This window comes from Stenotrophomonas nitritireducens (genome assembly GCF_050984405.1).
GTDB classification, from domain to species: domain Bacteria; phylum Pseudomonadota; class Gammaproteobacteria; order Xanthomonadales; family Xanthomonadaceae; genus Stenotrophomonas; species Stenotrophomonas nitritireducens_B.
In genome coordinates this window covers 1,710,627-1,734,211 of the sequence record NZ_CP158790.1, presented here as the reverse complement: position 1 = coordinate 1,734,211, position 23,585 = coordinate 1,710,627, and the positions used below count along the sequence as shown (strand labels likewise).

At 70.4% G+C, this 23,585-nt stretch carries 28 protein-coding genes; 18 read left to right on the top strand and 10 right to left on the bottom strand.

Going from position 1 to position 23,585, the window contains the following annotated elements:
- Positions 1 to 386: 386 nt before the first annotated feature.
- The 3 genes from ABTV91_RS07510 to ABTV91_RS07500 are packed head-to-tail and all read right to left on the bottom strand — an operon-like array spanning position 387 to position 2,244.
- On the bottom strand, positions 387 to 710 hold the full coding sequence (locus ABTV91_RS07510) for an EF-hand domain-containing protein (RefSeq protein WP_433853923.1): 324 nt from the start codon (positions 708 to 710) through the stop codon (positions 387 to 389).
- The gene (gene murA, locus ABTV91_RS07505; RefSeq protein WP_433853922.1) at positions 707 to 1,981 is read right to left on the bottom strand and encodes a UDP-N-acetylglucosamine 1-carboxyvinyltransferase; all 1,275 of its coding nucleotides are present in this window, start codon (positions 1,979 to 1,981) and stop codon (positions 707 to 709) included. The genes ABTV91_RS07510 and murA overlap by 4 nt, the downstream gene beginning before the upstream one ends.
- Before the next feature lie 32 nt (positions 1,982 to 2,013).
- Positions 2,014 to 2,244, bottom strand: a complete 231-nt coding sequence (locus ABTV91_RS07500) for a BolA family protein (protein ID WP_055767883.1) — start codon at positions 2,242 to 2,244, stop codon at positions 2,014 to 2,016.
- Positions 2,245 to 2,296: 52 nt separating this feature from the next.
- On the opposite strand from ABTV91_RS07500, the gene ABTV91_RS07495 reads away from it, so the two are divergent.
- From ABTV91_RS07495 to mgtE, 14 genes are all read left to right on the top strand, one after another.
- Positions 2,297 to 3,298 carry a KpsF/GutQ family sugar-phosphate isomerase gene (locus tag ABTV91_RS07495; protein WP_433853921.1) on the top strand — a complete coding sequence of 334 codons (1,002 nt, stop codon included), beginning with the start codon at positions 2,297 to 2,299 and terminating at the stop codon, positions 3,296 to 3,298.
- A gap of 63 nt (positions 3,299 to 3,361) precedes the next feature.
- Positions 3,362 to 3,910 (top strand): KdsC family phosphatase, encoded by a 549-nt coding sequence (locus ABTV91_RS07490; RefSeq protein WP_433853920.1) that lies wholly within the window; start codon positions 3,362 to 3,364, stop codon positions 3,908 to 3,910.
- Positions 3,907 to 4,482 carry an LPS export ABC transporter periplasmic protein LptC gene (lptC, locus tag ABTV91_RS07485; protein ID WP_433853919.1) on the top strand — a complete coding sequence of 192 codons (576 nt, stop codon included), beginning with the start codon at positions 3,907 to 3,909 and terminating at the stop codon, positions 4,480 to 4,482. Before ABTV91_RS07490 ends, lptC begins: the two co-directional genes overlap by 4 nt.
- Positions 4,460 to 4,996, top strand: coding sequence for a lipopolysaccharide transport periplasmic protein LptA (gene lptA, locus ABTV91_RS07480; protein ID WP_433854142.1), 537 nt, complete (start codon positions 4,460 to 4,462; stop codon positions 4,994 to 4,996). Before lptC ends, lptA begins: the two co-directional genes overlap by 23 nt.
- Positions 4,996 to 5,715, top strand: coding sequence for an LPS export ABC transporter ATP-binding protein (lptB, locus tag ABTV91_RS07475; RefSeq protein ID WP_433853918.1), 720 nt, complete (start codon positions 4,996 to 4,998; stop codon positions 5,713 to 5,715). The genes lptA and lptB overlap by 1 nt, the downstream gene beginning before the upstream one ends.
- 42 nt (positions 5,716 to 5,757) lie before the next feature.
- Entirely contained in the window at positions 5,758 to 7,176 is a 1,419-nt protein-coding gene (locus tag ABTV91_RS07470) for an RNA polymerase factor sigma-54 (protein WP_433853917.1), read from the top strand.
- Positions 7,177 to 7,234: 58 nt separating this feature from the next.
- Complete coding sequence (gene hpf / locus ABTV91_RS07465) at positions 7,235 to 7,549, top strand: ribosome hibernation-promoting factor, HPF/YfiA family (RefSeq protein ID WP_054663771.1); 315 nt, start codon at positions 7,235 to 7,237, stop codon at positions 7,547 to 7,549.
- Positions 7,550 to 7,573: 24 nt separating this feature from the next.
- Positions 7,574 to 8,026 carry a PTS sugar transporter subunit IIA gene (locus ABTV91_RS07460; RefSeq protein WP_433853916.1) on the top strand — a complete coding sequence of 151 codons (453 nt, stop codon included), beginning with the start codon at positions 7,574 to 7,576 and terminating at the stop codon, positions 8,024 to 8,026.
- Entirely contained in the window at positions 8,023 to 8,973 is a 951-nt protein-coding gene (hprK, locus tag ABTV91_RS07455; RefSeq protein WP_433853915.1) for an HPr(Ser) kinase/phosphatase, read from the top strand. The genes ABTV91_RS07460 and hprK overlap by 4 nt, the downstream gene beginning before the upstream one ends.
- Entirely contained in the window at positions 8,970 to 9,848 is an 879-nt protein-coding gene (gene rapZ, locus ABTV91_RS07450) for an RNase adapter RapZ (protein ID WP_433853914.1), read from the top strand. Before hprK ends, rapZ begins: the two co-directional genes overlap by 4 nt.
- Positions 9,849 to 9,913: 65 nt before the next feature.
- Positions 9,914 to 10,306 carry a PTS sugar transporter subunit IIA gene (locus ABTV91_RS07445; RefSeq protein WP_153192212.1) on the top strand — a complete coding sequence of 131 codons (393 nt, stop codon included), beginning with the start codon at positions 9,914 to 9,916 and terminating at the stop codon, positions 10,304 to 10,306.
- Positions 10,299 to 10,568 carry an HPr family phosphocarrier protein gene (locus ABTV91_RS07440; RefSeq protein ID WP_054663755.1) on the top strand — a complete coding sequence of 90 codons (270 nt, stop codon included), beginning with the start codon at positions 10,299 to 10,301 and terminating at the stop codon, positions 10,566 to 10,568. Before ABTV91_RS07445 ends, ABTV91_RS07440 begins: the two co-directional genes overlap by 8 nt.
- Positions 10,569 to 10,623: 55 nt before the next feature.
- Positions 10,624 to 12,348 carry a phosphoenolpyruvate--protein phosphotransferase gene (gene ptsP / locus ABTV91_RS07435; RefSeq protein WP_433853913.1) on the top strand — a complete coding sequence of 575 codons (1,725 nt, stop codon included), beginning with the start codon at positions 10,624 to 10,626 and terminating at the stop codon, positions 12,346 to 12,348.
- A 149-nt stretch (positions 12,349 to 12,497) separates the two neighbouring features.
- Positions 12,498 to 13,859, top strand: a complete 1,362-nt coding sequence (mgtE, locus tag ABTV91_RS07430; protein ID WP_054663749.1) for a magnesium transporter — start codon at positions 12,498 to 12,500, stop codon at positions 13,857 to 13,859.
- Between the two features lie 51 nt (positions 13,860 to 13,910).
- On the opposite strand, the gene ABTV91_RS07425 is transcribed toward mgtE, so the two are convergent.
- The gene (locus tag ABTV91_RS07425) at positions 13,911 to 14,708 is read right to left on the bottom strand and encodes a hypothetical protein (protein WP_433853912.1); all 798 of its coding nucleotides are present in this window, start codon (positions 14,706 to 14,708) and stop codon (positions 13,911 to 13,913) included.
- A 136-nt stretch (positions 14,709 to 14,844) separates the two neighbouring features.
- Here ABTV91_RS07425 and ABTV91_RS07420 point away from each other — a divergent pair, with 136 nt between their 5' ends.
- Both ABTV91_RS07420 and ABTV91_RS07415 read left to right on the top strand, forming a co-directional pair.
- Positions 14,845 to 15,111, top strand: coding sequence for a hypothetical protein (locus ABTV91_RS07420; RefSeq protein WP_433853911.1), 267 nt, complete (start codon positions 14,845 to 14,847; stop codon positions 15,109 to 15,111).
- Between the two features lie 67 nt (positions 15,112 to 15,178).
- Positions 15,179 to 15,979 (top strand): prolyl oligopeptidase family serine peptidase, encoded by an 801-nt coding sequence (locus tag ABTV91_RS07415; protein ID WP_433853910.1) that lies wholly within the window; start codon positions 15,179 to 15,181, stop codon positions 15,977 to 15,979.
- Positions 15,980 to 16,023: 44 nt separating this feature from the next.
- Here ABTV91_RS07415 and ABTV91_RS07410 read toward each other — a convergent pair whose 3' ends face one another.
- The 4 genes from ABTV91_RS07410 to ABTV91_RS07395 are packed head-to-tail and all read right to left on the bottom strand — an operon-like array spanning position 16,024 to position 19,416.
- Positions 16,024 to 16,974: an aspartate carbamoyltransferase catalytic subunit gene (locus tag ABTV91_RS07410; RefSeq protein WP_433853909.1), complete on the bottom strand. Its 951-nt coding sequence runs from the start codon at positions 16,972 to 16,974 to the stop codon at positions 16,024 to 16,026.
- A gap of 15 nt (positions 16,975 to 16,989) precedes the next feature.
- Positions 16,990 to 17,457, bottom strand: a complete 468-nt coding sequence (gene ruvX / locus ABTV91_RS07405) for a Holliday junction resolvase RuvX (RefSeq protein WP_433853908.1) — start codon at positions 17,455 to 17,457, stop codon at positions 16,990 to 16,992.
- A complete protein-coding gene (locus tag ABTV91_RS07400; RefSeq protein ID WP_433853907.1) occupies positions 17,450 to 18,016 on the bottom strand; it encodes a YqgE/AlgH family protein in 567 nt (188 codons plus the stop codon). The genes ruvX and ABTV91_RS07400 overlap by 8 nt, the downstream gene beginning before the upstream one ends.
- Before the next feature lie 44 nt (positions 18,017 to 18,060).
- Positions 18,061 to 19,416 (bottom strand): sensor histidine kinase, encoded by a 1,356-nt coding sequence (locus ABTV91_RS07395; RefSeq protein ID WP_433853906.1) that lies wholly within the window; start codon positions 19,414 to 19,416, stop codon positions 18,061 to 18,063.
- A 158-nt stretch (positions 19,417 to 19,574) separates the two neighbouring features.
- Between ABTV91_RS07395 and ABTV91_RS07390 the strand changes: the two genes are divergently transcribed.
- Entirely contained in the window at positions 19,575 to 20,111 is a 537-nt protein-coding gene (locus ABTV91_RS07390) for a DNA-3-methyladenine glycosylase I (protein WP_433853905.1), read from the top strand.
- A 63-nt stretch (positions 20,112 to 20,174) separates the two neighbouring features.
- Here the strand turns inward: ABTV91_RS07390 and ABTV91_RS07385 are convergent, their stop codons facing one another.
- Both ABTV91_RS07385 and ABTV91_RS07380 read right to left on the bottom strand, forming a co-directional pair.
- The gene (locus ABTV91_RS07385) at positions 20,175 to 21,305 is read right to left on the bottom strand and encodes a PilT/PilU family type 4a pilus ATPase (RefSeq protein ID WP_433853904.1); all 1,131 of its coding nucleotides are present in this window, start codon (positions 21,303 to 21,305) and stop codon (positions 20,175 to 20,177) included.
- 129 nt (positions 21,306 to 21,434) lie between these two features.
- Entirely contained in the window at positions 21,435 to 22,472 is a 1,038-nt protein-coding gene (locus ABTV91_RS07380; RefSeq protein WP_055767813.1) for a type IV pilus twitching motility protein PilT, read from the bottom strand.
- A 269-nt stretch (positions 22,473 to 22,741) separates the two neighbouring features.
- On the opposite strand from ABTV91_RS07380, the gene proC reads away from it, so the two are divergent.
- Positions 22,742 to 23,584 (top strand): pyrroline-5-carboxylate reductase, encoded by an 843-nt coding sequence (gene proC, locus ABTV91_RS07375; protein ID WP_433853903.1) that lies wholly within the window; start codon positions 22,742 to 22,744, stop codon positions 23,582 to 23,584.
- The last annotated feature ends 1 nt before the right edge of the window (position 23,585 follow it).

Below are 23,585 nucleotides of genomic sequence, written 5' to 3'. Positions count from 1 at the left end.
GAGGGTGCACGTGGCGCGGCCCCTGCCCCCTGTTCGTCGCAGGAGCGGCTTCAGCCGCGATGGGGCTTTCCCAGGTGGATCGGCGAGGCCCCTTCGCGGCTGAAGCCGCTCCTGCGGGCACCGGGCCGGTTACGGCCTGGCGGGGTCGGCCTTGAGTCGCGGCGGAATTCCTCGCCGCTACGGCGCAAGACGAAGCTGCGGCAGCGGCGGGTTTCCTTCCACGGTGTCCGCCACCTTCACCGCGCGGAATACCTGGAAGAACCCGTCGCAGCTGACTTGGCCGCGAGAACGCAGGCCCTGTCGTAGGAGCGGCTTCAGCCGCGATGGGGCTTTCCCGGTGAAGGCCCATCGCGGCTGAAGCCGCTCCTACCGGTGGACGGGGATGGTTACGGTTTGGCGGCGTCCGCCGCCTCGTCCGTCTTGAACACCGTCCTGCAGTCGCGGCGGAATTCCTCGCCGGTGCCGCGCCAGAGGAAGCTGCGGCAATGGCGGTTGCCTTCCTGCACGTCCTTCACCGTCACCGCGTGGAAGGCCTGGAAGAACTCGTCGCGGCTGACCTGGCCGTCGCCGTTCCAGTCCATCTGCTCCTTCTCCACGCCGCGGGTGATGGCGATGCCGGCGTACCACGCCCAGCCCAGCCAGCCCAGCGCCAGCAGCACCAGGACCAGCAGCGCGCGGCGGCGCGGGGTGAACCTGCCGCGCAGGATCACGCGCTCACCCGGCGGATGCGCGCGCCGAGCGCACCGAGCTTCTCCTCGATGTTCTCGTAGCCGCGGTCCAGGTGGTAGATGCGGTCGATGGTGGTGTCGCCCTCGGCCACCAGGCCGGCCAGGATCAGGCTGGCCGACGCACGCAGGTCGGTGGCCATCACCGGCGCCCCGCTCAGGCGCTCGACGCCGCGGCAGATGGCGGTATGGCCTTCGACCTGGATGTCCGCGCCCAGGCGCAGCAGCTCGTTGACGTGCATGAAGCGGTTTTCGAAGATCGTCTCGTTGATCACGCCGACGCCGTCGGCCACGCAGTTGAGCGCCATGAACTGCGCCTGCATGTCGGTCGGGAACGCCGGGTACGGCGCGGTGGTCAGGTTGACCGCCTTCGGCCGCCGGCCCTGCATGTCCAGGGTGATGGTGTCCTGCGTGGTCTCGATCTGCGCGCCGGCCTCGACGAGCTTGGCCAGCACCGCGTCGAGCGTGTCCGGGCGCGCGTTGCGCATCACCACGCGGCCGCCGGTCATCGCCGCGGCGACCAGGAAGGTGCCGGTCTCGATGCGGTCCGGCAGCACCGCGTGGCGGCCGCCGTCCAGGCGCTCGACGCCCTCGATCACCAGCCGCGCGGTGCCCAGGCCCTCGATCTTCGCGCCCAGCGCGATCAGGCAGTGCGCCAGGTCGGTGACTTCCGGCTCCATCGCCGCGTTTTCCAGCACGGTGGTGCCTTCGGCCAGCACCGCGGCCATCAGCACGTTCTCGGTGCCGGTGACGCTGACCATGTCGAAGGTGAAGCGGCCGCCCTTCAGGCGGTCCGCGCGCGCCTTGATGAAGCCGTTCTCGACGGTGATCTCCGCGCCCAGCGCCTGCAGGCCCTTGATGTGCTGGTCCACCGGCCGCGAACCGATCGCGCAGCCGCCGGGCAGCGACACTTCGGCCGCGCCGTACTTGGCCAGCAGCGGGCCCAGCACCAGGATCGAGGCGCGCATGGTCTTGACCAGTTCGTAGGGCGCCACGTGCTGGTTGACGCTGCGCGGGTCGACCACGATCGCGCTGCCACGCGAGAGCGTGCCCTGGTCGATGGTGACCTTGGCGCCCAGTTCCCCCAGCAGCTTCACCGTGGTGATCACGTCGTGCAGGTGCGGCACGTTGGTGATCTCCACCGGCGCATCGGCCAGCAGGGTCGCGCAGAGGATGGGCAGGACGGCGTTCTTGGCGCCGGAGACATTCACTTCACCGTTCAGCGCGTTGCCGCCGGTGACCACGATTTTCGCCATGTGTGTAGGCCAGTAGGGGGAAGGGGGCCGGCTCAGCCGGCTTCGCCGGGAGTGACGGTTTTCAGGGCCAGCGCATGGATCGCGCCGCCCATCAGGTCGCCCAGCGTCGCATAGACCATGCGGTGGCGGGCCAGCGGCAGCTTGCCGGCGAAGGCCTCGCAGACCACGGTGGCCTCGAAGTGCACGCCGTCCTCGCCCTGCACCTCGGCGCGGGCGCCGGGCAGGCCGGCTTCGATCAGGTTCTGGATGGTCTCGGCGTCCAAGTCGCTTTCCTAATAAAATGAACGCCCATTCTACTCTCCGAGGGGCGCCCGCATGGCTGCTTCCCCCCCTTCGCCGGACTCGCTGCACGACGCCGACCTGATCGCCAGCGGCCGCCGCGTGTTCGAGATCGAGCGCGCCGAACTGGAGCGGACCGGCGGCCGCATCGGCGACGCATTCGCCGCCGCCTGCCGGCTGATCCTGGGCTCGCGCGGCCGCGTGGTCGCCACCGGCATGGGCAAGTCCGGGCACATCGCGCGCAAGATCGCCGCCACCCTGGCCTCCACCGGCACGCCGGCGTTCTACGTGCACCCGGGCGAGGCCGGCCATGGCGACCTGGGCATGATCACCGAGGACGACGTGGTGCTGGCGCTGTCCTATTCCGGCGAGTCGGACGAGGTGCTGATGCTGCTGCCGGTGCTCAAGCGCCAGGGCAACCCGCTGATCGCCATGACCGGCCGGCCGCAGTCCAGCCTGGCCAGCGCCGCGGACGTGCACCTGGACGTGAACGTGGACCACGAGGCCTGCCCGCTGGCGCTGGCGCCGACCTCCAGCACCACCACCTCGCTGGCCATGGGCGACGCACTGGCGGTGGCCCTGCTGGACGCGCGCGGCTTCACCGCCGACGACTTCGCCCGCTCGCACCCGGCCGGCAGCCTCGGCCGGCGCCTGCTGCTGCATATCACCGACGTGATGCACAGCGGCGCCGACCTGCCCAGCGTGCGCGAGGACGCCAGCCTCAGCGAAGCGCTGATGGAAATGAGCCGCAAGCGCCTGGGCATGACCGCCGTGGTCGATGCGGAGGGCCGCCTGGTGGGCCTGTTCACCGACGGCGATCTGCGCCGCGCCCTGGACACCGACCTGGACGTGCGCACCGCCGGCATCGCCGAGGTGATGACCCGCGCGCCGCGCACCATCGGCGCCGACCAGCTCGCGGTGGAGGCCGCGCGCCTGCTGGAACAGCACAAGATCAACGGCCTGATCGTCGTCGACGGCGAGGGCCGCGCGGTCGGCGCCCTGAACATTCATGACCTGTTGCGGGCAAAAGTGGTTTAAAAGCCCGCACAATCACGCTTCCGGGCCAGATGGCCCGTCCCGCTGCAACGGATCGCCCGCACCATGCCCTGGTCTCCCCTCGCCCATTTCCCCGCCGAACTGCACGCCGTCGCCGCCAACATCCGGCTGGCGTGCTTCGACGTGGACGGGACGCTGACCGACGGGCGGCTGTTCTACGATCACGCCGGCAACGAAAGCAAGGCGTTCTTCGTGCAGGACGGGCTGGGCCTGAAGCTGCTGCAGAAACACGGCATCCACCCGGTGCTGATCACCGCGCGCAACAGCCTGTCGGCGCAGCGGCGCGGTGCCGACCTCGGCATCGACACGCAGATCGCCGTCGGCGACAAGCTGGCCAGCGTGCGTGCGCTGTGCGGTCGCTTCGGCATCGGCCTTGAGCAGGTGGCGTTCATGGGCGACGACCTGCCGGACCTGGCGCCGCTGTGCGCGGTCGGGCTGGCGGTCGCGCCGGCCAACGCGCACCCGCTGGTCGCCGCGCGCGTGCACTGGCAGACCCGCGCCGAAGGCGGCCGCGGCGCCGCGCGCGAACTGTGCGACGCGCTGCTGGCCGCGCAGGGCAAGCTCGAGGCGGCCGTGGCGGAGTTCGCACGATGAACTGGCGCATGGTCATCGGCGGCGGGCTGCTGCTGGCGGCGCTGGCCAGCGGCTGGTCGGCGTGGCGGCACCGCGGGACCAAGGCGCCGTCCGGCGCCTCGCAGGTGCGCGCGGACTACGTGCTGGGCGATTTCGAGATCGTCACCTTGGACAAGGACGGCAAGGAAGCGGCCACGCTGCGCGCGCCGTCCATGGAGCGCAACGCCGCCGACCAGACCTCGACCATCGCCCGGCCGGTGTTCCTGCTGCCCGACGCCGAGGGCCGGCACTGGCAACTGAAAGCCGACACCGGCTGGGTCAGCGCCAAGGGCGAGGAGCTGCGCCTGCGCGGCAACGTCGCCGGCGACAGCCCGCAGGACGGCAAGACCCCGCCCACGACCTTCCGCACCACCGCGCTGGACGTCTTCCCCGAGCGCAACCTGGCCCGCACCGCCGAGCGCGTCACCCTGACCCGCCCGGGCCTGGAGCAGACCGGCGTCGGCTTCGAGGCCCAGCTGAAATCCCGGCAGTATTCCCTTCTTTCCGAGGTCAAGACCCGCTATGAACCCAATGCTGCCCGCCAGGCTCGCTAAGCTCGCCAAGCTCGCGCTGCCCTTCCTGCTCGCCGCCGCGCTTGTTCCCGGCGCGGTCGGGGCGAAGGAATCGGACCGCAATCAGCCCATGTCCATCGACGCAGGCGGACAGTCCGGCTCCATTAACGGGACGGGCAAGACGCTGCTTTCAGGTGGCGTCATCATTGTCCAAGGCACGATGGAACTGCGATCCAGCGAAGGCGAGCTGTACATGAATGACGGCGAGATCGTGCGCGCCGTGTTCATCGGCAAACAGGCGCATCTGAAGCAACAGTTGGACGACGGCACATGGATGAATGCCACCGCCGACCGAATCGACTATGACATTCGCGCCGAAACCCTCACCTTGACCGGCAACTACAAGGTCGATTCCGAACGCGGCTCCAACGCCGGCCAGCGCATGGTCTACAACACCCGCACCGGCGACATGCAGAGCGGCGGCGACGGCACCCGCGTGCGCACCGTGATCCAGCCCAAGAACAAGGCGCCGGCCACGGCGGGAGAGAAGAAGTAATGCTCGTCGCCGAAGGCCTGCGCAAGCGCTACAAGAACCGCGAGGTCGTGCGCGAGTTCGGCCTCACCCTCGATGCCGGCGAAGTGGTCGGCCTGCTCGGCCCCAACGGCGCCGGCAAGACCACCTGCTTCTACATGATCGTCGGCCTGGTCGAGAGCGATGCCGGCCGCATCGTGCTGGACGGCCGCGACATCACCGGCGACCCGATGTACGCGCGCGCCAAGCTCGGCGTCGGCTACCTGCCGCAGGAACCGTCGGTGTTCCGCAAGCTCAGCGTGGCCGACAACATCCGCCTGGTGCTGGAACTGCGCGAGGACCTGGATGCCGACGGCCGCAAACGCGAACTGTCGGCGCTGCTGGACGAGCTGCAGATCGGCCATGTCGCCGACCAGGCCGGCGCCAGCCTGTCCGGCGGCGAACGCCGCCGCTGCGAGATCGCCCGCGCGCTGGCCGCCAGACCGCGCCTGATCCTGCTCGACGAGCCCTTCGCCGGCGTCGACCCGATCTCGGTCGGCGAGATCCAGCGCATCGTCACCCACCTCAAGCAGCGCGGCATCGGCGTACTGATCACCGACCACAACGTCCGCGAGACCTTGGGAATCTGCGACCGCGCGTATATCCTCAACGAAGGCAGCGTGCTGGCGCAGGGGGCACCGGAAGAACTGCTGTCCAACACCGACGTCCGCCGTGTCTACCTTGGAGACAGCTTCACGCTCTGATCCGGCCGCGGCAGGTCGCCCCTCCTTCTGCCTGGAACCGGGATGAAAGCACGGCTGCAGACATCGCTGGGACAGCAGCTGGTCATGACGCCGCAGTTGCGCCAGGCCATCCGCCTGCTGCAAATGTCCAGCACGGAACTGGAGCTGGAACTGACCGAGGCGGTGGAGAGCAACCCGCTGCTGGAATGGGCCGAGGAGGCCGGCCCGGGCGAACCGGCCGGCGAGCAGGCCGATGCTCCCGCGCAGGCCGACGCCGACGGCGACCGCCACGAGGAAGGCATGGACTGGCCCGGCGAGGGCGAACAGTGGAGCGGCGGCCAGGGCGGCTCGTTCGACGACAACGACGGCGACGCCGGCGAGCGCATCGCCGAGGCCGATACCCTCGCCGACCACCTGCTGTGGCAGCTGCACCTGTCCCACCTCAGCGCGCGCGACCGCGCCATCGGCGTCGCCCTGATCGACGCGCTGGACGAGGACGGCTACCTGCGCGAACCGCTGACCGCCATCGTCGAGGCGCTGCGCCCCGACATCGCCGCCGGCGAGGACGAGATCCTCACCGTGCTGCACCAGATCCAGCGCTTCGACCCGGCCGGCGTCGGCGCCTGCACCCTGGGCCAATGCCTGTCGCTGCAGCTGGACGCCCTGCCCGCCGACACGCCGGGCCTGTGCCTGGCGCGGCGGATCGCCGAAGGCCCCCTGGAACGCCTGCCGCGCGCCGGCATTCCCGGCATCGCCGCCGAACTTCGGCAACCGCCCGAGGCGGTCGAGGAAGCCGTGCAGCTGCTGCGCACGCTGGACCCGCGCCCGGGGCGGCAGCTGGGCGAGGTGGCCTCGGACAGCTACGTCGTCCCCGACTGCGTGGTCTGGCGCCAGCGCGGCGTCTGGAAGGCCGCCCTCGCCGGCCATGCCGGCCCGCGCGTGGTGATCCACCGCGGCTACGAGCAGCTGATCCGCCGCTGCGGCGACGCCGACGCCAGCTACCTGCGCGGCCAGCTGCAGGAAGCGCGCTGGCTGCTCAAGGGCCTGGAGGCGCGCGGCGAGACCCTGCTGCGCGTGGTCAACAGCCTGCTGCACCACCAGGCCGGCTTCCTCGAATTCGGCGCGCAGGCGCTGCGCCCGCTGACCCTGCGCGAGATCGCCGCCGAGCTGGACCTGCACGAATCCACCATCTCCCGCACCATCGCCCGCAAGTACGTGCGCACGCCGCGCGGCACCCTGCCGCTGCGCGCGTTCTTCGCCTCGGGCATCGACACCGAAGGCGGCGGCGAAGCCTCCAGCACCGCGATCCAGTCGATGATCCGGCGCCTGATCGAAGCGGAGAACCCGCGCAAGCCCCTTTCTGACGCCAAGCTGGCCGACATGCTCAAGAGCAGCGGGATACCGGTGGCGCGCCGCACCGTGGCGAAGTATCGTGAAGCCATGAACATCTCCGCCTCCCACGAACGCGTACGCCTGGTCTGAAGCGCTCGCGGCTGGCGGCAGGGTTCATTGGCAACCGACGAACCACAGGAGGCATCCGATGCGTATCGAAACGTTTGGCAAAGACGTGGAAGTCACCCCCGCCCTGAAGGAGTACGTGGAAACCAAACTGCAACGGCTGGGCAAGCACTTCGACCAGCACTGCGAAGTCAGGGTGACCCTGTCGCTGCAGAAGAACGAACACCATGTCGATGCCAGCGCCAACCTTCCCGGCCAGACGCTGCACGCCGAGGCCGGCGGCCAGACCATGTACGCGGCGATCGACGTGCTGGCCGACAAGCTGGACCGGCTGGTGATCAAGCACAAGGAAAAGCATCTGCCCCACGCCTCCCATGCACTGCGCGACAATGGCTGACTTCCGTCGCCATCCGTTGCCGTCATGCCCTTGAACGACCTGATGGCGGCCGTGAGTACCCGGGTACTCGCGGCCGCCGACCGTGACAGCGCCCTGCGCGCCGCCGCCGGCCTGCTCGCCTGCCGCGAAGCCGGCGCCGAAAGCATCTTCCAGAGCCTGTGCGACAGGGAGAACGTCGGCAGCACCGCCATCGGCCATGGCATCGCCATCCCGCATGGCCGCTCCCCGACCCTGCAACGCCCGCGCGGCGCCTTCCTGCGGCTGCTGCAGCCCATCGATTTCGGCGGTACCGAACCGGTCGACCTGGTCTTCGCCATGGCCGTGCCCGAGCACTACACCCACCAGCACCTGATGCTGCTGTCCGAACTGGCGGAGATCTTCTCCGACGCCCACGTGCGCGACGCCCTGCGCGCGGCCAACGACGGCAGCGCGCTGAAGCAGATCCTCGACCATCCGCAGCGGATCCGACCCTCATGAACACCCGCATCACCGCGCGCGAACTGTTCGACCAGCAGCGCGAGAAACTGGACCTGCGCTGGGCCGCGGGCCAGGCCGGCGGGAACCGCGAGCTGGATGCCGGCGACACCGTCGCCCGGCGCCCGTCGCTGGCCGGCTACCTCAACACCATCTACCCGAACAAGGTGCAGATCCTGGGCACCGAGGAACTGGCGTGGCTGGATTCGCTGGATTCGCGCCAGCGCTGGGAAGTGATCGAACGCATCATCCAGGCCCGCCCGCTGGCCCTGGTCATCACCAAGAGCCACGGCTGCCCGGAAGACCTGCGCGCGGCCGCCGACGAATCGCAGACCCCGCTGTGGGTGTCGCCGCGGCGCGGCCACGAACTGCTCAACCACCTGTCCTACCACCTGGCGCGCACGCTGGCGCCGCGGATCATCCTGCACGGCGTGTTCATGGAGATCTACTCCATCGGCGTGCTGATCACCGGCGAGGCCGGCTCGGGCAAGAGCGAACTGGCGCTGGAACTGCTCAGCCGCGGCCACCGGCTGGTGGCCGACGACGCCCCCGAATTCACCCAGATCGCCCCGGACGTGCTCGACGGCACCTGCCCGGAACTGCTGCAGGACCTGCTGGAAGTGCGCGGCCTGGGCGTGCTCAACGTGCGCCAGATGTTCGGTGACACGTCTGTAAAGAAGAACAAGTACCTTCGGCTCATCGTCCACCTGACCAAACCGATGACCGAACCCGGCAGCTACGGCTACGAACGCCTGACCGGCGACTCCGGCAAGCGCCACGTGCTCGACCTGGACGTGCCGCTGATCACCCTGCCGGTGATGCCCGGCCGCAACCTGGCGGTGCTGACCGAGGCCGCCACCCGCCTGCACATCCTGCGCACCAAGGGCATCGACCCGGCGGCGATGTTCATCGCCCGCCACAGCAACCTGCTGGAGCAACGCAACCCATGAACGCCGCGCCCTCCCCGGTGCTGGTCATCGTCAGCGGCCTGTCCGGATCGGGCAAGTCGGTGGCCTTGAAGACCTTCGAGGACCTGGACTACTACTGCTCGGACAACATCCCGGTGAACCTGCTGCCGGAGTTCGTGCGCGGCGTGCTCGGCGAGCGCGACGAGGGCCGGCCGCGGCGCATGGCGCTGGGCATCGACGTGCGCGGGCGCAGCGACCTGAGCCAGCTCGGCCAGTGGCGGCAGAGCGCGCGCGACCACGACATCGACGCGACCCTGCTGTTCTTCGAGGCCGACGACGACACCCTGCTGGCGCGGTTCGCCGACACGCGGCGGCGCCATCCGCTCAGCCAGCTCGGCCTGTCCCTGCCCGAGGCCATCGTGCGCGAACGCGAACTGACCGCGCCGCTGCGCCACGAGGCCGACGCCATCATCGACACCAGCCGGCTCAACGTGCACCAGCTGCGGCGCAAGCTGATCACCGAGTACGCGCTCGGCCACGGCAGCGGCCTGTCGCTGCTGTTCGAGTCCTTCGCCTACAAGCGCGGCGTGCCGGCCGAGGCCGATTTCGTATTCGACGCCCGGGTGCTGCCCAACCCGCACTGGGATCCGGAGCTGCGTCCGCTGACCGGCCGCGACCGCGAGGTGCGCGAGTACCTGGACGCGCAGCCGGAGGTGGTGCGCTACGCCGCCCAGCTCGAGGACCTGCTGGACACCTGGCTGCCCAAACTCGGCAGCGAAACGCGCAGCTACGTCACCGTCGCCTTCGGCTGTACCGGCGGCAAGCACCGCTCGGTCTACCTGGCCGAACGGCTGGCCCGGCACGCCCGCGCGCAGGGCTGGCCGGACGTGGCCACGTTCCACCGGGAACAGGACTGAATGGCACGCAGAAGACACGATTCCGGCGCTATCGCGGACTGCGCCTGACCTGTTAACGTTCGGTAATGACCTGCGGCATCCTTCTCGTGACCCATCCCGGCGTCGGCTCTTCCCTGCTGGAAGTGGCCACGCGCCTGCTGCGCCAGCTCCCGCTCAAGGCCGAGGCCTTCGAGGTGCCGTTCGACGCGGACCTGGACGCGCAGCTGCCGCTGGCCTCGGCGGCCATGCGGCGGGTGGAGGGCGAAGGCGGCGTGCTGGTGCTGACCGACCTGTACGGCGCCAGCCCGAGCAACCTGGCCGCGCGCCTGGCGCGGCTGGGAACGCCGGTGCGGCGGGTGTCGGCGCTTAGCCTGCCGATGCTGCTGCGGGTGATGAACTATCCGGAACAGGGACTGGAGCAACTGCCCGCGACCGCCGCGGCAGGGGCCCGCAATGGAGCCATCATCGACGATGCTTGAACGCGAACTCACCGTATCCAACCGCCTGGGCCTGCACGCCCGCGCGACCGCCAAGCTGGTGCAGCTGCTGTCCGGCTTCCGCGCCAACGCCACGCTCGTGGCCAAGGGCCGCGAGGTCAACGCCAAGAGCATCATGGGCGTGATGCTGCTGGCCGCCGGCCAGGGCACGCCGGTCACGGTGCGGGTACAGGGCGAGGACGAGGCCGACGCGATGGCGGCGGTCGTGGACCTGTTCGAGCGCCGCTTCGACGAGGACAGCTGATGGCGCCCGACGCAGCGTCGGCTCCTGCCAGCACCGCGCCGGGAGGCGCGGCGGCATGACGACGCTGCGCCTGCACGGCCATGGCGCCTCGCGCGGCAGCGCGCTCGGCCGCGCCCGCGTGCGCCTGCCGCATGCGCAGGAAGTGACCGAAAAACGCATCGCCGCCCACGCGGTCGACGCGGAGCTGCAGCGCCTGCACCAGGCCATCGAATCGGCGCGCGCGGAAATGCGCGAACTGCGCCAGCGCCTGCAGGGCGCCCTGCCGGCCGAAGTCGGCGAGTTCCTCGACCTGCACGCCATGCTGCTGGACGATCCCGAGCTGCTGGCGGCGCTGGACGAGCGCATCCGCAGCCACCGCTACAGCGCCGCCTATGCCCTGCGCGTGCAGCGCGACACCCTGGCCCAGGTGTTCGAGGGCATGGAAGACGACTACCTGCGCAGCCGCCTGGACGACCTGGACCACGTCATCGGCCGCATCAACGCCTTCCTGCATAAGCGCCCGGCCGGCATGAAGGGCCTGGCCGGCGAGATCCTGGTGTGCGAGAACGTCGCCCCCTCGGAGCTGGCGCAGCTGCAGTCGCAGGGCGTGGTCGGCATCGTCACCAGCGCCGGCAGCCCGCTGTCGCACAGCGCCATCCTCGCCCGCAGCCTGCACCTGCCGCTGGTGGTCGGCGCCAGCGGCGTGCTGAACCGGATCAACGACGGCGACGTGCTGATCCTGGATGGCGGCAGCGGCGAGGTGGTGCTGGAACCGGCCGCCGACGACCTGCGCCAGTACCGCCAGCGCCTGCGCGAGCTGGCGCGCGAACAACGCGAGCTCGGCCACCTGCGCTCCAAGCCGAGCCGCACCGTGGACGGGGTGGACATCACCCTGCTGGCCAACGCCGAATCGCGCGAGGACGTGGCGCGCGCGCATGCGCTGGGCGCGCACGGGCTGGGCCTGTACCGCACCGAATTCCTGTTCCTGCAGCGCAACGGCCTGCCCGACGAGGAAGAGCAGTTCCACCACTACCGCGACGCCGTGCTCGGCATGAGCGGGCGGCCGGTCACCATCCGCATCCTCGACCTGGGCGCGGACAAGGCCGACCGCAGCGGGCTGGTGCTGGGCCGCGAGGAGAACCCGGCGCTGGGCCTGCGCGGCATCCGCCTGCTGCTGGCCCACCCGAAGGTGGCCGACACCCAGCTGCGCGCGCTGCTGCGCGCCTCCGGCTATGGTCCGGTGCGCATCCTGGTACCGATGGTCAGCACCCGCGAGGAAATCCTCGCGCTCAAGCGCCGCATCGCGCGGCTGGCGGTGGCGCTGCGCGAGGAAGGCCATGCGCTGGCCGAGCACGTGCCGGTCGGCGCGATGATCGAAGTCCCCGCCGCGGCCATCGCCCTGCCGACCTTCATCGACCAGGTGGACTTCCTGTCCGTCGGCACCAACGACCTGGTGCAGTACCTGCTGGCGGCCGACCGCAACAACGAGGCCGTGGGCGAGCTGTATTCGCCGCTGCATCCGGCGGTGCTGCAGTTGCTGGCGCAGGTGATCGAGACCGCGCGCGCGCACGGCACGCCGCTGTCGGTGTGCGGCGAGATCGCCGGCGATCCGCGCATGACGCCGCTGTTGCTGGCCTTGGGCCTGGCGGAGTTCAGCCTGCACCCGGCCACGCTGCTGGAAGTGCGCCGCGCGATCCGCGACTGCGACCACGGCCAGTTGCGCGCGCGCGTAGGCAAGCTGCTGCAGGCGCGCGACCGCCGCGGCATCGAACGCTGGCTGGCCGGCGCGACCGCGCCGTAGACCGCAGGCGAAGCGTCCGTGCCGCGGTGACGGGCCGCGCATTCCCGCCGGACAAGGGTGTGCACCGAAACATCCGCGCGTGATAATGACGCGCCCGACACGTCCCCTGCCGCATCCTGCATCGCGGCCCTCCCTTTTCCGGAGTCCCGATGGCCGAAGCCGTACGCCACGACAAGACCGCACGCCAGCTGCGCATGCTTTCCGACGCGCTGGACAGCGGCCGGCTGGGACCGGTGCGGCGGCTGGTCAACACGCTGGCGCCGGCGGAGATCGGCAACCTGCTCGAATCGCTGCCGCCGGGCAAACGCGAGGTGGTGTGGGGCCTGGTCGACCAGGAAGACGACGGCGAGGTGCTGGTCCACGTCGGCGAGGAAGTGCGCGAAAGCCTGCTGGCCGATATGGACCCGGACGAGATCATCGCCGCGGTCGAGGACCTGGACATCGACGACCTGGCCGACCTGGTCGAGGACCTGCCCGACACGGTCATCGACGAGGTCCTCAAGTCGATGGACCGCGAGAACCGCGAGCGGCTGGAGCAGGTGCTGTCCTATCCGGAGGACACCGCCGGGCGCCTGATGAACCCGGACGTGGTCACCGTGCGCGCCGACGTCAACATCGACGTGGTGCTGCGCTACCTGCGCCTGCGCGGCGAACTGCCCGACCACACCGACTACCTCTACGTGGTCAGCCGCCGCCACCAGTACCTGGGCCGCGTCTCGCTGGCCTCGCTGGTCACCCACGAGGACAGCACCCCGATCAACCGCCTGGTCGACGACGAGCAGCCGGCCATCGACGTGGGCGAAAGCGCCGACGAGGTCGCGCGGCAGTTCTCCGACCACGACTGGGTGTCGGCGCCGGTGGTGGACGACAACAACATCCTGATCGGGCGCATCACCATCGACGACGTGGTGGACATCATCCGCGCCCAGGCCGAGCACCAGGCGCTGGGCGCCGCCGGCCTGGACGAGGACGAGGACCTGTTCAGCCCGGTCTGGCGCGCGATGCGCCGGCGCCTGGTGTGGCTGTTCGTCAACCTGTGCACGGCCTTCGTCGCCGCCAACGTGGTCGGCCAGTTCGAAGGCACCATCGACAAGCTGGTGGCGCTGGCGGTGCTGATGCCGATGGTCGCCGGCCTCGGCGGCAACGCCGGCACCCAGGTGCTGGCGCTGATGGTGCGCGGCCTGGCGCTGGGCCAGGTCGGCGCCTCCAACGTGAAGGCGCTGCTGTGGAAGGAACTGCGCGTGGCCCTGCTCAACGGCCTGCTGATGGGCGCGGTGCTGGGCCTGATCGTGCTGGTCTGGTTCCACAACCCCGGGCTGTCGCTGGTGATCTTCATCGCCCTGACCTGCAACCTGCTGCTGGCCGCGTCGGCCGGCGTGCTGATCCCGATGACGCTCAAGCGGCTGGGTTTCGACCCGGCGCTGGCCAGCGGCATCTTCCTGACCGCCATCACCGACTCGATGGGTTTCTTCACCTTCCTCGGACTGGCGACCCTGGTGCTGCTGCGCTGAGCGCGGCGCGCCGGAACCGTCGCCGGTCCGGCGACGGATGCTGCCGTGCGCTCAGAAGCTGGCGCGCACGCCCAGGCGGTAGAAGCGCACGTCCTCGTAGAACTCGGCTTCGCCCACCAGTCCCCATTCCGGGGTGAAGCGGTACTGCAGGCCGATATTGCCGACCATCGAATGGTCGACCAGCAGGTTGTCGTCCACCCGCAGGTAACCGGCCTTGGCCCACAGCTCCAGGTTGCGTACCGGCCGGGCGCGGATGCCCAGCATCAGCTTGCCGGCATACAGGTGATCGCGGCCGCTGAAACCGTCCTGCGGGTAGTCCCCGTCGCGGTAGTCCAGCCTCGCGCCCAGCCGCAGCAGCGACAGTTCGCTGATGAAATCGGCGCGCGGGGACAGGGAGAGGCTCGCGCCAAGGCCGATCTCGGCCTGGTCGATGGCGACCTCCAGCTGCTGGGCGCCCATGTTCCAGTCCTTGGAAACCCGGTCGTAGCCGCCGAAGACGTAGAGACCGTCGGTTACCGCCACCGAGCCGCGCGCGTAACCGCCGTTGCCGTGCTCGCCGGCGTCATACAGGTCCACGTCGAGCCGGGCCACGCCGGCCTCGATCCAGGTATAGCCCGGCCCTTCGATCTTCTCGCGCCTGACGAGGGGCGCCTGCGACGCAGGCTGGGGTGTGGCGGGTCGCGCGGCGTCAGCCTGCGTGGCGGTTTCGCCGCCATCGGCCTGCGCGGCCGCCTGCGCCGCCTTCTGCCGCTCCCACCACGGCGCGCGTTGCGCGTGCGCGTCCTGCATCCCGGCCATCGCCACCAGCACGGCGGCCCCGGCGCAGGCGGCCCTGATTTCCTTCTTCATGCGTTCACTTCCTGTGTGGATTGATGCCCGGACGGGCCCCGCGATTCTAGCCGAAGCAACGCCTCCGGCCACGGCCGGGGCGACGGACGGCGGCGTCCGCCGGCTATCATGCGGGCGACACGCCGGACACTTCGCCATGACCACCACCGTCACCGATTACTACCAGCCCGGCTGGCGCGAACACGACCACGCCTGCCCCGCCTGCGGATGGCAGGGCAGTTCCCGGCAGATGGAAATGGAACTGCACGACGAGCAGAGCGAGTACGCCTGCCCGCAGTGCGAGTTCCCGTTGCTGGTGGTGCTGCATCCCGACCTGGCGCAGGTCCAGGCCGCCGCCGCAGCCGGCAATGCCGAGGCCCAGCAGCAGTTGGCGATCCTCGCCAGCGCGCCGCGCCCCCGATGATGCGCCGTACCGGGCAGGAACGCGGCGCCGCCGCTACGATGGAAGCACACCCGACGCGGAGCGTTCCATGGCCTTCCCCCGCCTGCATCGCCTTGCCCTGCTTCTGCTGATGGCCGTCATCGCCGGCTGCGCCTCGACACCCGACGCCAGCCAAGGCCGTTTCGTCGCCCGCACCGTCGAGCTCGACGGCACGCGCATGCCCTACCAGGTGTTCGTCCCTGCCGCCTCCACGCGCAGGCCCGGCGCGCTGCCGGTGGTGCTGTTCCTGCACGGGTCGGGCGAGCGCGGCGACGACGGCATCCGCCAGACCGAAGCCGGGCTGGGCCCGTACCTGCGCGCGCATGCCGACGATTTCCCCGCGCTGGCCGTGCTGCCGCAGGTCGCCGACGGCGAGGAATGGAGCGGGCGCAACAACCGGCTGGCGGTCGCCGCGCTCGATGCGGCGATGCGCGAGTTCGGAGCCGACCCGCAACGCCAATACCTCACCGGCATGTCGATGGGCGGCTATGGCAGCTGGAACATCGCCCTGGCCGAACCGTCGCGCTTCGCCGCGATCGTGCCGGTCTGCGGCGCGGTGCGCGCGCCGCGCAGCGAACGGCCGGGACTGCGCGTCGATGCCGTCGCGCAGGAATCCGATCCGTACAAGGCGATGGCCCTGCGCCTGAAGGACATGCCGGTGTGGATCTTCCATGGCGCGCGCGACGAGGTGGTGCGCCCGGACGACGACCGCAGGCTGCATGCCGCCTTCCAGGCGGCCGGTGCCCGCGACGCGCGTTACACCGAATACCCGCAGGGCAACCACAACGCCTGGGACGCGACCTACGCCGACCCGGCGATGTGGCGCTGGCTGTTCGCGCAGAAACGCTGACGCGGCGCTCGTTGCCGGTTACGGGCCGGCACCGGTCCGCACGCTCAGCCCAGCAGCGTCTCCAGCACCGCCATGCGCACGGCCACGCCGTTGGCGACCTGGCGCAGCACCCACGACTGCGGGCCGTCGGCCACTTCGTCGGTGACTTCGACGCCGCGGTTGATCGGCCCCGGGTGCAGCACCGCCGCGTCGGTGGCGGCGCGGCGCAGGCGCCTGGCGTCCAGGCCGTATTCGGCGTGATACTGCTCCAGCGACGGCACCAGCCCTTCTTCCATGCGCTCGCGCTGCAGCCGCAACATCATCAGCGCATCGGCGCCTTCGAGCATGGCGTCGAAGTCCTGCCCGACCACGCAGTCGCGCAGGGTGTCGTCGTCCGGCAGCAGCGACTGCGGGCCGCAGACGCGGATTTCGCCCACGCCCAGGGTGCGCAGCGCGTGCAGGTCGGTGCGCGCCACGCGCGAATGCTTCACGTCGCCGACGATCAGCACCTTCAGTTTCGAGAAGTCGGCGCCCTTGGCCTGGCGCAGGGTCAGCATGTCCAGCAGGCCCTGGGTGGGGTGCGCGCTGCGGCCGTCGCCGGCGTTGATCAGCGCGGTGCCCTCGCCCGCAGCGGCGGCCAGTTCGGCCACGGCGCCGTCGTCGGGGTGGCGCACCACGAAGCCGCGCACGCCCATCGCTTCCAGATTGCGCAGCGTGTCGCAGGCGGTCTCGCCCTTGCGCGTGGACGAGGTCGAGGCGTCGAAGTTCAGCACGTCCGCGCCCAGCCGCTGCGCGGCCAGCTGGAACGAACTGCGGGTGCGGGTGGACGGCTCGAAGAACAGCGTGCACACCGCGGTACCGGCCAGCACGCCGCGCTTGTTGCCGACCCGGCCCACCGCCGCATCGCGGATCTGCCCGGCGCGGTCCAGCAGCTGCAGCAGGTGATCGCGCGGCAGGCCCTCCAGGGTCAGCAGGTGGCGCAGGCGTCCGTCGGCATCGAGTTGGGAGGCGGTCATGGCAGGTCTTGGGGGTCAGGAAACAGGAGTGGCGTCGCCCGGGGCGGACAGCCAGCGTTCGATGATGACCGCGGCGGCCACCGCGTCCAGGTTGGCGGCGTCGCGGCGGCGCTTGCGGCCCTCGGCGCGCTCGGTGGCGAAACGGCGCGCGGCTTCCACCGAGCTGGAGCGTTCGTCCACCAGCAGCACCGGCAGCCGGTAACGCTGCAGCAGTTGCCGCGCGAAGGCCTGCGCGCGCCTGCGGTTGGGCTGGTCCTCGCCTTCGAGGGTGAGCGGGTCGCCGACGATCAGGCCGTGCGGCCGCCATTCCTTGTGCAGGCGATCCAGCGCGGGCCAGTCGGGGCCGTCGGCGCGCACGTCGATCACCGCCAGCGCACGGGCGCCGACACTGAAGGCGCTGCCGATGGCCACGCCGATGCGGCGCGAACCGACATCGAAACCGAGCACGGTACTGTCGGGCGAAAGCGCCGCCGGATCAGGCATGGCCGCTGTATCCGGCCAGGCGGAACAGGTCCACGCCGATGCGCGCGGCCGCCAGCTGCCAGCGCTCGTCCATCGGCGCGGCGAACAGCACCTCCGGATCGGCCGGCACGGTCAGCCAGCTGTCCTCGGCCAGTTCCTGCTCCAGCTGCCCCGCGCCCCAGCCGGCGCAGCCCAGCGTGACCAGCGCGTTGCGCGGCCCGTCGCCGCGCGCCATCGCCTCGAGGATGTCGCGCGAGGTGGTCAGGTACAGGCCTTCGCCCACCGCCAGGCTGGAATCCCAGTCGCGGGCGTCGTCATGGATCACGAAACCGCGGCCGGTGTGCACCGGGCCGCCGTTGAGCACAGGACGCGCGCGCAGGCTTTCGTCGCCGGTATCGATGTCCATCTGCGACAGCACTTCGCCCAGCGTGTATTCGGAGGGCTGGTTGACCACCACGCCCATCGCGCCGTTGTCGTCGTGCTGGCAGATCAGCGCGACGCTGCGCGCGAAACCCGAATCGGCCAGCGAGGGCAAGGCGACCAGCAGCTGGTTGGCGAGAGTGTCGAAAGGCACGGACATGGCCGCATTCTACCGTCAGGCCCGCGCGCCCGCCTGTACCGCGCTCACGCCGCGACGACATGCCGTCCCGCCGGCATGCGCCCCGGGATGCGCAGGAAGAAGACGCTGCCCCGCCCCGGCTCGCTTTCGGCATGGATGCTGCCGCCGCCGGCCTCGACCAGGTCCCGGACCACCGACAGCCCCAGTCCCGTTCCCTGCCCGCGCGGGCGCGTGGTGAAGAACGGCTCGAAGATGCGCGCCAGCACGGCCGGCTCCATGCCGGTGCCGTCGTCGCCGAAGGCCAGCAGCAGGCTGCCGTGCGCGTCCTGCCGCGCGCTGATGGTGAACACGCCGCCGCCGGGCATCGCGTGGTCGGCATTGGCGGCGATGTTGAGCACCATCAGCTCGAAGCGGGTGCGGTCGAAATGGATCTCCGGCAGCGGTCCGGCCAGCGAAAGGCGGATCCGCACCGAGGGCGCGAGCAGTTGCCGCAGCATCGGTTCCAGATCGCCGATCGCGGCGGCCGGATCGAACCATTCGCGCGTTTCCTCTTCCGCGCGCGAGAACGCCATCAGCCGCCGGGTGAGCACCGCCGCGCGCGAGGCGGCCGATTCCACGCCGGCGAGCGCGTCCTTCATTCGCGCCGCGTCGTCCGTGCCGCGGCCGCGGTGCGCGTGGCCGCGGATGATGCCCACCAGGTTGCCGAAGTCGTGCGCCACGCCGCTGGCCAGGCGGCCCATGGCCTCGGTCTTCTGCGCCTGGACCAGCTGCGCCTGGGCGCGTTCGCGCTCGGCCATCTCCGCCTGCAGGCGCGCATTGGCCGCTTCCAGCGCGCGGCCGTGCGCAGTCGCCTCGCGCAGGCTGTCGCGCAGCGCGGTCGAACTGCGGTCGAGCACGATCGCCAGCATCAGGAAGATCGCCGCGCTGACCGCCAGGTCGGTCAGCCGCGCGGCCGTCTCGCCGTTCGCGCCGATGTCCACCGCGATCCCGACACCGAAGGCGGCCAGCAGCCCGGCGTACATCAGCCACAGCGTGCCGCGCCCCAGGGCGAGGGCGGCGATCGCCATCCACACCCCCAGCACCGGCTGCTCGAAGCGCTGGGCGGCGAAACCGGAGGCGGCATGGGCCAGCAGCGCGGACGCGACGAAGCCGGCCAGCAGCAAACGCGACGCCGGCACGAAACGCCCGCGGCGCACCAGCCGGAAACTCAGCGCCGCCAGCGCGCTGACCGACAGCCCGACCAGCATCGAGGCGACCTCGCCGGGACGCCACGGCACGTCCGGCATCATCGCCCGCAGCAGCCACAGCAGCGGCGGCAGCACCGCCAGCAGCAGCGCGATCACCTGGATCACCGGCGCATTGCGCCGATCCACCGGATCGGCGATGGGGACATCGCGCAGCCAGTCCCGCAGCCGGCGCATGGCGGCCGCGGGGGCATGGAGCAAACGGACGAATGGCCGCGGCATCTGGAATCCGGTTCTGCTGGGGGTGGTGGCACGATGCGCGAGGCGGCGCCCGCGGGCAAGTGCGGCGCGGAGCCGGCCCCTATACTGGCCCGCCCACGGTCCACCGCCGCCCCATGAGCGCCTACTGCGACACCGCGCCGGGCCATCCGGTCCACGCCCGTTACCATGCCCGCGAATACGGGTTCCCGCAGCGCGACGAAGCCGAACTGTTCGAACGCCTGCTGCTGGAGATCAACCAGGCCGGACTGAGCTGGGAAACCATCCTGCGCAAGCGCGAGGGTTTCCGCCGCGCCTACGGCGGCTTCGACGTGGACACGGTGGCCGCCTACGGCGAAACCGACATCGCGCGCCTGCTGGCCGACGCCGGCATCATCCGCAACCGGCTCAAGGTGCTGGCCGCCATCCACAACGCCAACGTGATCCGCGGCCTGCGCGCCTCGCACGGCGGCTTCGCGCAATGGCTGGACGCGCACCACCCGCGTTCGAAAGCCGACTGGGTCAAGCTGTTCAGGAAGACCTTCCGCTTCACCGGCGGCGAGATCACCGGCGAGTTCCTGATGAGCCTGGGCTACCTGCCCGGCGCGCACCGCGACGATTGCCCGGTGATGGCCGACATCGCCGCCCACGACCCGCCGTGGATGCACGGCTGACTTCCGTCCCCGGAAAATACGAAGCCCGGCCGCAGGGCCGGGCTTCAAGAACGGAACGCCGGCTCAGCGCGTACCGGCGATCTCCACCCCGTCCAGCCCCTGCGACAGGGTCTTGGCGTCGCCGCCCTGCGAGAGCTTGATGCGCAGGCGCACCTCGTTCTGCGAGTCGGCATGGCGCAGCGCGTCGTCGTAGCTGATCTCGCCGGCCTGGTACAGCTCGAACAGGCTTTGGTCGAAGGTCTTCATGCCCAGCTGGACCGAGTCCTTCATCACTTCCTTGAGTTTGTGGATCTCGCCGTCGCGGATGTAGTCCTGCACCAGCGGCGTGCCCAGCAGGATCTCCATCGCCACGCGGCGGCCCTTGCCGTCGGGCGTGGGCACCAGCTGCTGCGCGACCACGCCCTTGAGGTTGAGCGAGAGGTCCATCAGCAGCTGGCCGCGGCGATCTTCCGGGAAGAAGTTGATGATGCGGTCCATCGCCTGGTTGGCGTTGTTGGCGTGCAGCGTGGCCAGCACCAGGTGGCCAGTTTCGGCGAAGGCGATGGCGTGGTCCATGCCCTCGCGGGTGCGGATCTCGCCGATCATGATCACGTCCGGCGCCTGGCGCAGGGTGTTCTTCAGCGCCGCTTCCCAGCTGTCGGTGTCGATGCCGACCTCGCGCTGGGTGATGATGCAGCCCTCGTGCTTGTGCACGAATTCGATCGGGTCCTCGATGGTGATGATGTGCCCGGTCGAGTTCTGGTTGCGGTAGCCGATCATCGCCGCCAGCGAGGTCGACTTGCCGGTGCCGGTGGCGCCGACGAACAGGATGATGCCGCGCTTGGTCATGGCCAGCGTCTTGATCACCGGCGGCAGGTTCAGTTCCTCCACCGTCGGGATGCGCGTCTCGATCCGGCGCAGCACCATGCCGACCTGGTTGCGCTGGTAGAAGCAGCTCACGCGGAAGCGGCCCACGCCGGACAGGCCGATGGCGAAGTTGCACTCGTGGGTTTTCTCGAACTCCTCGCGCTGCGCCGGCGTCATCACGTTGAGCACCATGTCGCGGCTCTGCTGCGGGGTCAGCGGCGTCTGCGTGATCGGGCTGATCCGGCCGTGCACCTTCATCGACGGCGGCATGCCGGCGGTGATGAACAGGTCCGACGCCTTCTGGTGCGCCATCAGCTTGAGGAAGGAGGTGAAATCGATGGTGCTCATGATGGGCTCCTGTGGAACCGTGATCTGCATGCCGGCGCCGCCCTCCCCCTGGATGACGGCGCTGTCGATACGGACTGTACGCCTTCGCCGGCGCGACGGCGACGCGGTCGCCCGCGCCGGCGCCCTGCCTTATTCGAACAGGCGACGGTCCTTGGCGTACTCGCGGGCCTGGTTGCGGGTGATCAGGCTGCGCTTGACCAGGTCCTGCAGGTTCTGGTCGAGCGTCTGCATGCCGACCTGCTGGCCGGTCTGGATCGCCGAATACATCTGCGCCACCTTGTCCTCGCGGATCAGGTTGCGGATGGCCGGGGTGGCCACCATGATCTCGTGCGAGGCGATGCGGCCGCCGCCGACCTTCTTCAGCAGCGCCTGCGAGATCACCGCACGCAGCGATTCGGACAGCATCGAGCGCACCATCGGCTTCTCGCCGGCCGGGAACACGTCGATGATGCGGTCGATGGTCTTGGCCGCCGAACTGGTGTGCAGGGTGCCGAACACCAGGTGGCCGGTTTCCGCGGCGGTCAGCGCCAGGCGGATGGTTTCCAGGTCGCGCAGTTCGCCCACCAGGATGTAGTCCGGGTCCTCGCGCAGCGCCGAGCGCAGGGCCTCGTTGAAGCCATGCGTGTCGCGGTGCACCTCGCGCTGGTTGATCAGGCACTTCTGCGGGGTGTGCACGAATTCGATCGGGTCCTCGACGGTGAGGATGTGGGCGTATTCGTTCTTGTTGACGTGGTCCACCATCGCCGCCAGCGTGGTCGACTTGCCCGAGCCGGTCGGGCCGGTGACCAGGATCAGCCCCTGCGGCTGCTCGATCAGCTGGCGGAACACCGGCGGGCAGCCCAGGTCTTCCAGGGTCAGCACTTCGGACGGAATGGTGCGGAACACCGCGCCGGCGCCGCGGTTCTGGTTGAACGCGTTGACGCGGAAGCGCGCCAGCGAAGGAATCTCGAAGGAGAAGTCGACCTCGAGGAATTCCTCGTAATCGCGGCGCTGCTTGTCCGACATGATGTCGTACACCAGCGCGTGGACCTGCTTGTGGTCCAGGGCCGGGATGTTGATGCGGCGCACGTCGCCGTCGACGCGGATCATCGGCGGCAGGCCGGCGGACAGGTGCAGGTCCGAGGCCTTGTTCTTGACCGAGAACGCCAGAAGTTCAGCGATGTCCATGCGCTGTGTTTCCCCGAGGTTGCGGATGGCTGGAAGGTGTTTCCCCTGCCCCGCAGTATAGCCCTCCGGCGTAAGAGGTCGATGCGCGCCGGCCGATTGCAGGCAGCGCGTCACAGCCGCTCCTGCGCCCGCCGCGCGCCGCCGCGACCGCTGCCCGGAACCGCCGCTGCCGGCCCCGCGCCCTCCCCGCTGGCTACACTGTCCGCGGGCCGGGGCGGCACCTTCCGCCGCCGCCCGGGACACTGGCCAACATCGCAACCGAGGCTTCCATGAACGGCACCCACGACACGTCCTCCCTTCCCTCCGGCATCGCCTTCGTCGGCGGCGGCAACATGGCGCGCAGCCTGATCGCGGGCGTGACCCGGGCCGGCGTGCCGGCCGCCTCGATCGAAGTGGTGGAACCCCAGGTCGCCCTGCGCCAGACCCTGCAGCAGGAGCATGGCGTGCGCACCGCCGGCGCGGTCGCCGCGGCGACGCTGGAGGCGCAGGTCGTGGTGCTGGCGGTCAAGCCGCAGGTGATGGCCGCAGTCTGCGCCGAACTGGCGCCACGGCTCGCCGCCGGGACGCTGGTGGTGTCCATCGCCGCCGGCATCACCACCGCCGCCCTGCGCGAATGGCTCGGCGCGGGCGCGGTGCTGGTGCGCGCCATGCCCAACACGCCCGCGCTGCTGGGCGCCGGCATGACCGGCCTGTACGCAGGCGCCGAGGTGGGCGATTCCGACCGCCAGGCCGCGCAAGCCATCCTCGCCGGCGCCGGGCAGACGCGCTGGATCGACGACGAGGCGCTGATGGACGCGGTCACCGCGGTGTCCGGCAGCGGCCCGGCCTATGTATTCGCACTGGCCGAGGCGATGGAGGACGCGGCGCGCGCGCAGGGCCTGGCCGACGATGCCGCGCGGCAGATGGTGGTGCAGACGGTGCTTGGCGCGGCGCGCATGCTCGCCGAGAGCGGACAGGGCGCAGGCGCGCTGCGCCAGGCCGTCACCTCGCCCAATGGCACCACCCAGGCCGCGCTGGAAACGCTGGCCGACGGCGGCTTCCACCAATTAGTGGGCAACGCCGTGGCCGCCGCCGCGAGACGTGGACGGGAGCTCGCACGCGCCGGCGGATGAA

Excerpts from the sequence above, each read along its gene's own strand:
- ABTV91_RS07395 (WP_433853906.1), bottom strand. The coding sequence starts at position 19,416 with ATGCGCCGGCTGCGGGACTGGCTGCGCGATGTCCCCATCGCCGATCCG.
- ABTV91_RS07495 (WP_433853921.1), top strand. The coding sequence starts at position 2,297 with ATGGCTGCTTCCCCCCCTTCGCCGGACTCGCTGCACGACGCCGACCTG.
- ABTV91_RS07385 (WP_433853904.1), bottom strand. The coding sequence starts at position 21,305 with ATGAGCACCATCGATTTCACCTCCTTCCTCAAGCTGATGGCGCACCAG.
- ABTV91_RS07490 (WP_433853920.1), top strand. The coding sequence starts at position 3,362 with ATGCCCTGGTCTCCCCTCGCCCATTTCCCCGCCGAACTGCACGCCGTC.
- lptC (WP_433853919.1), top strand. The coding sequence starts at position 3,907 with ATGAACTGGCGCATGGTCATCGGCGGCGGGCTGCTGCTGGCGGCGCTG.
- ABTV91_RS07445 (WP_153192212.1), top strand. The coding sequence starts at position 9,914 with ATGACCTGCGGCATCCTTCTCGTGACCCATCCCGGCGTCGGCTCTTCC.
- ABTV91_RS07470 (WP_433853917.1), top strand. The coding sequence starts at position 5,758 with ATGAAAGCACGGCTGCAGACATCGCTGGGACAGCAGCTGGTCATGACG.
- proC (WP_433853903.1), top strand. The coding sequence starts at position 22,742 with ATGAACGGCACCCACGACACGTCCTCCCTTCCCTCCGGCATCGCCTTC.
- ABTV91_RS07425 (WP_433853912.1), bottom strand. The coding sequence starts at position 14,708 with ATGAAGAAGGAAATCAGGGCCGCCTGCGCCGGGGCCGCCGTGCTGGTG.
- mgtE (WP_054663749.1), top strand. The coding sequence starts at position 12,498 with ATGGCCGAAGCCGTACGCCACGACAAGACCGCACGCCAGCTGCGCATG.
- ABTV91_RS07440 (WP_054663755.1), top strand. The coding sequence starts at position 10,299 with ATGCTTGAACGCGAACTCACCGTATCCAACCGCCTGGGCCTGCACGCC.
- ptsP (WP_433853913.1), top strand. The coding sequence starts at position 10,624 with ATGACGACGCTGCGCCTGCACGGCCATGGCGCCTCGCGCGGCAGCGCG.
- ABTV91_RS07390 (WP_433853905.1), top strand. The coding sequence starts at position 19,575 with ATGAGCGCCTACTGCGACACCGCGCCGGGCCATCCGGTCCACGCCCGT.
- ABTV91_RS07410 (WP_433853909.1), bottom strand. The coding sequence starts at position 16,974 with ATGACCGCCTCCCAACTCGATGCCGACGGACGCCTGCGCCACCTGCTG.
- lptA (WP_433854142.1), top strand. The coding sequence starts at position 4,460 with ATGCTGCCCGCCAGGCTCGCTAAGCTCGCCAAGCTCGCGCTGCCCTTC.
- ABTV91_RS07415 (WP_433853910.1), top strand. The coding sequence starts at position 15,179 with ATGGCCTTCCCCCGCCTGCATCGCCTTGCCCTGCTTCTGCTGATGGCC.
- hprK (WP_433853915.1), top strand. The coding sequence starts at position 8,023 with ATGAACACCCGCATCACCGCGCGCGAACTGTTCGACCAGCAGCGCGAG.
- murA (WP_433853922.1), bottom strand. The coding sequence starts at position 1,981 with ATGGCGAAAATCGTGGTCACCGGCGGCAACGCGCTGAACGGTGAAGTG.
- rapZ (WP_433853914.1), top strand. The coding sequence starts at position 8,970 with ATGAACGCCGCGCCCTCCCCGGTGCTGGTCATCGTCAGCGGCCTGTCC.
- hpf (WP_054663771.1), top strand. The coding sequence starts at position 7,235 with ATGCGTATCGAAACGTTTGGCAAAGACGTGGAAGTCACCCCCGCCCTG.
- ABTV91_RS07400 (WP_433853907.1), bottom strand. The coding sequence starts at position 18,016 with ATGTCCGTGCCTTTCGACACTCTCGCCAACCAGCTGCTGGTCGCCTTG.
- ABTV91_RS07460 (WP_433853916.1), top strand. The coding sequence starts at position 7,574 with ATGCCCTTGAACGACCTGATGGCGGCCGTGAGTACCCGGGTACTCGCG.
- lptB (WP_433853918.1), top strand. The coding sequence starts at position 4,996 with ATGCTCGTCGCCGAAGGCCTGCGCAAGCGCTACAAGAACCGCGAGGTC.
- ruvX (WP_433853908.1), bottom strand. The coding sequence starts at position 17,457 with ATGCCTGATCCGGCGGCGCTTTCGCCCGACAGTACCGTGCTCGGTTTC.
- ABTV91_RS07420 (WP_433853911.1), top strand. The coding sequence starts at position 14,845 with ATGACCACCACCGTCACCGATTACTACCAGCCCGGCTGGCGCGAACAC.
- ABTV91_RS07380 (WP_055767813.1), bottom strand. The coding sequence starts at position 22,472 with ATGGACATCGCTGAACTTCTGGCGTTCTCGGTCAAGAACAAGGCCTCG.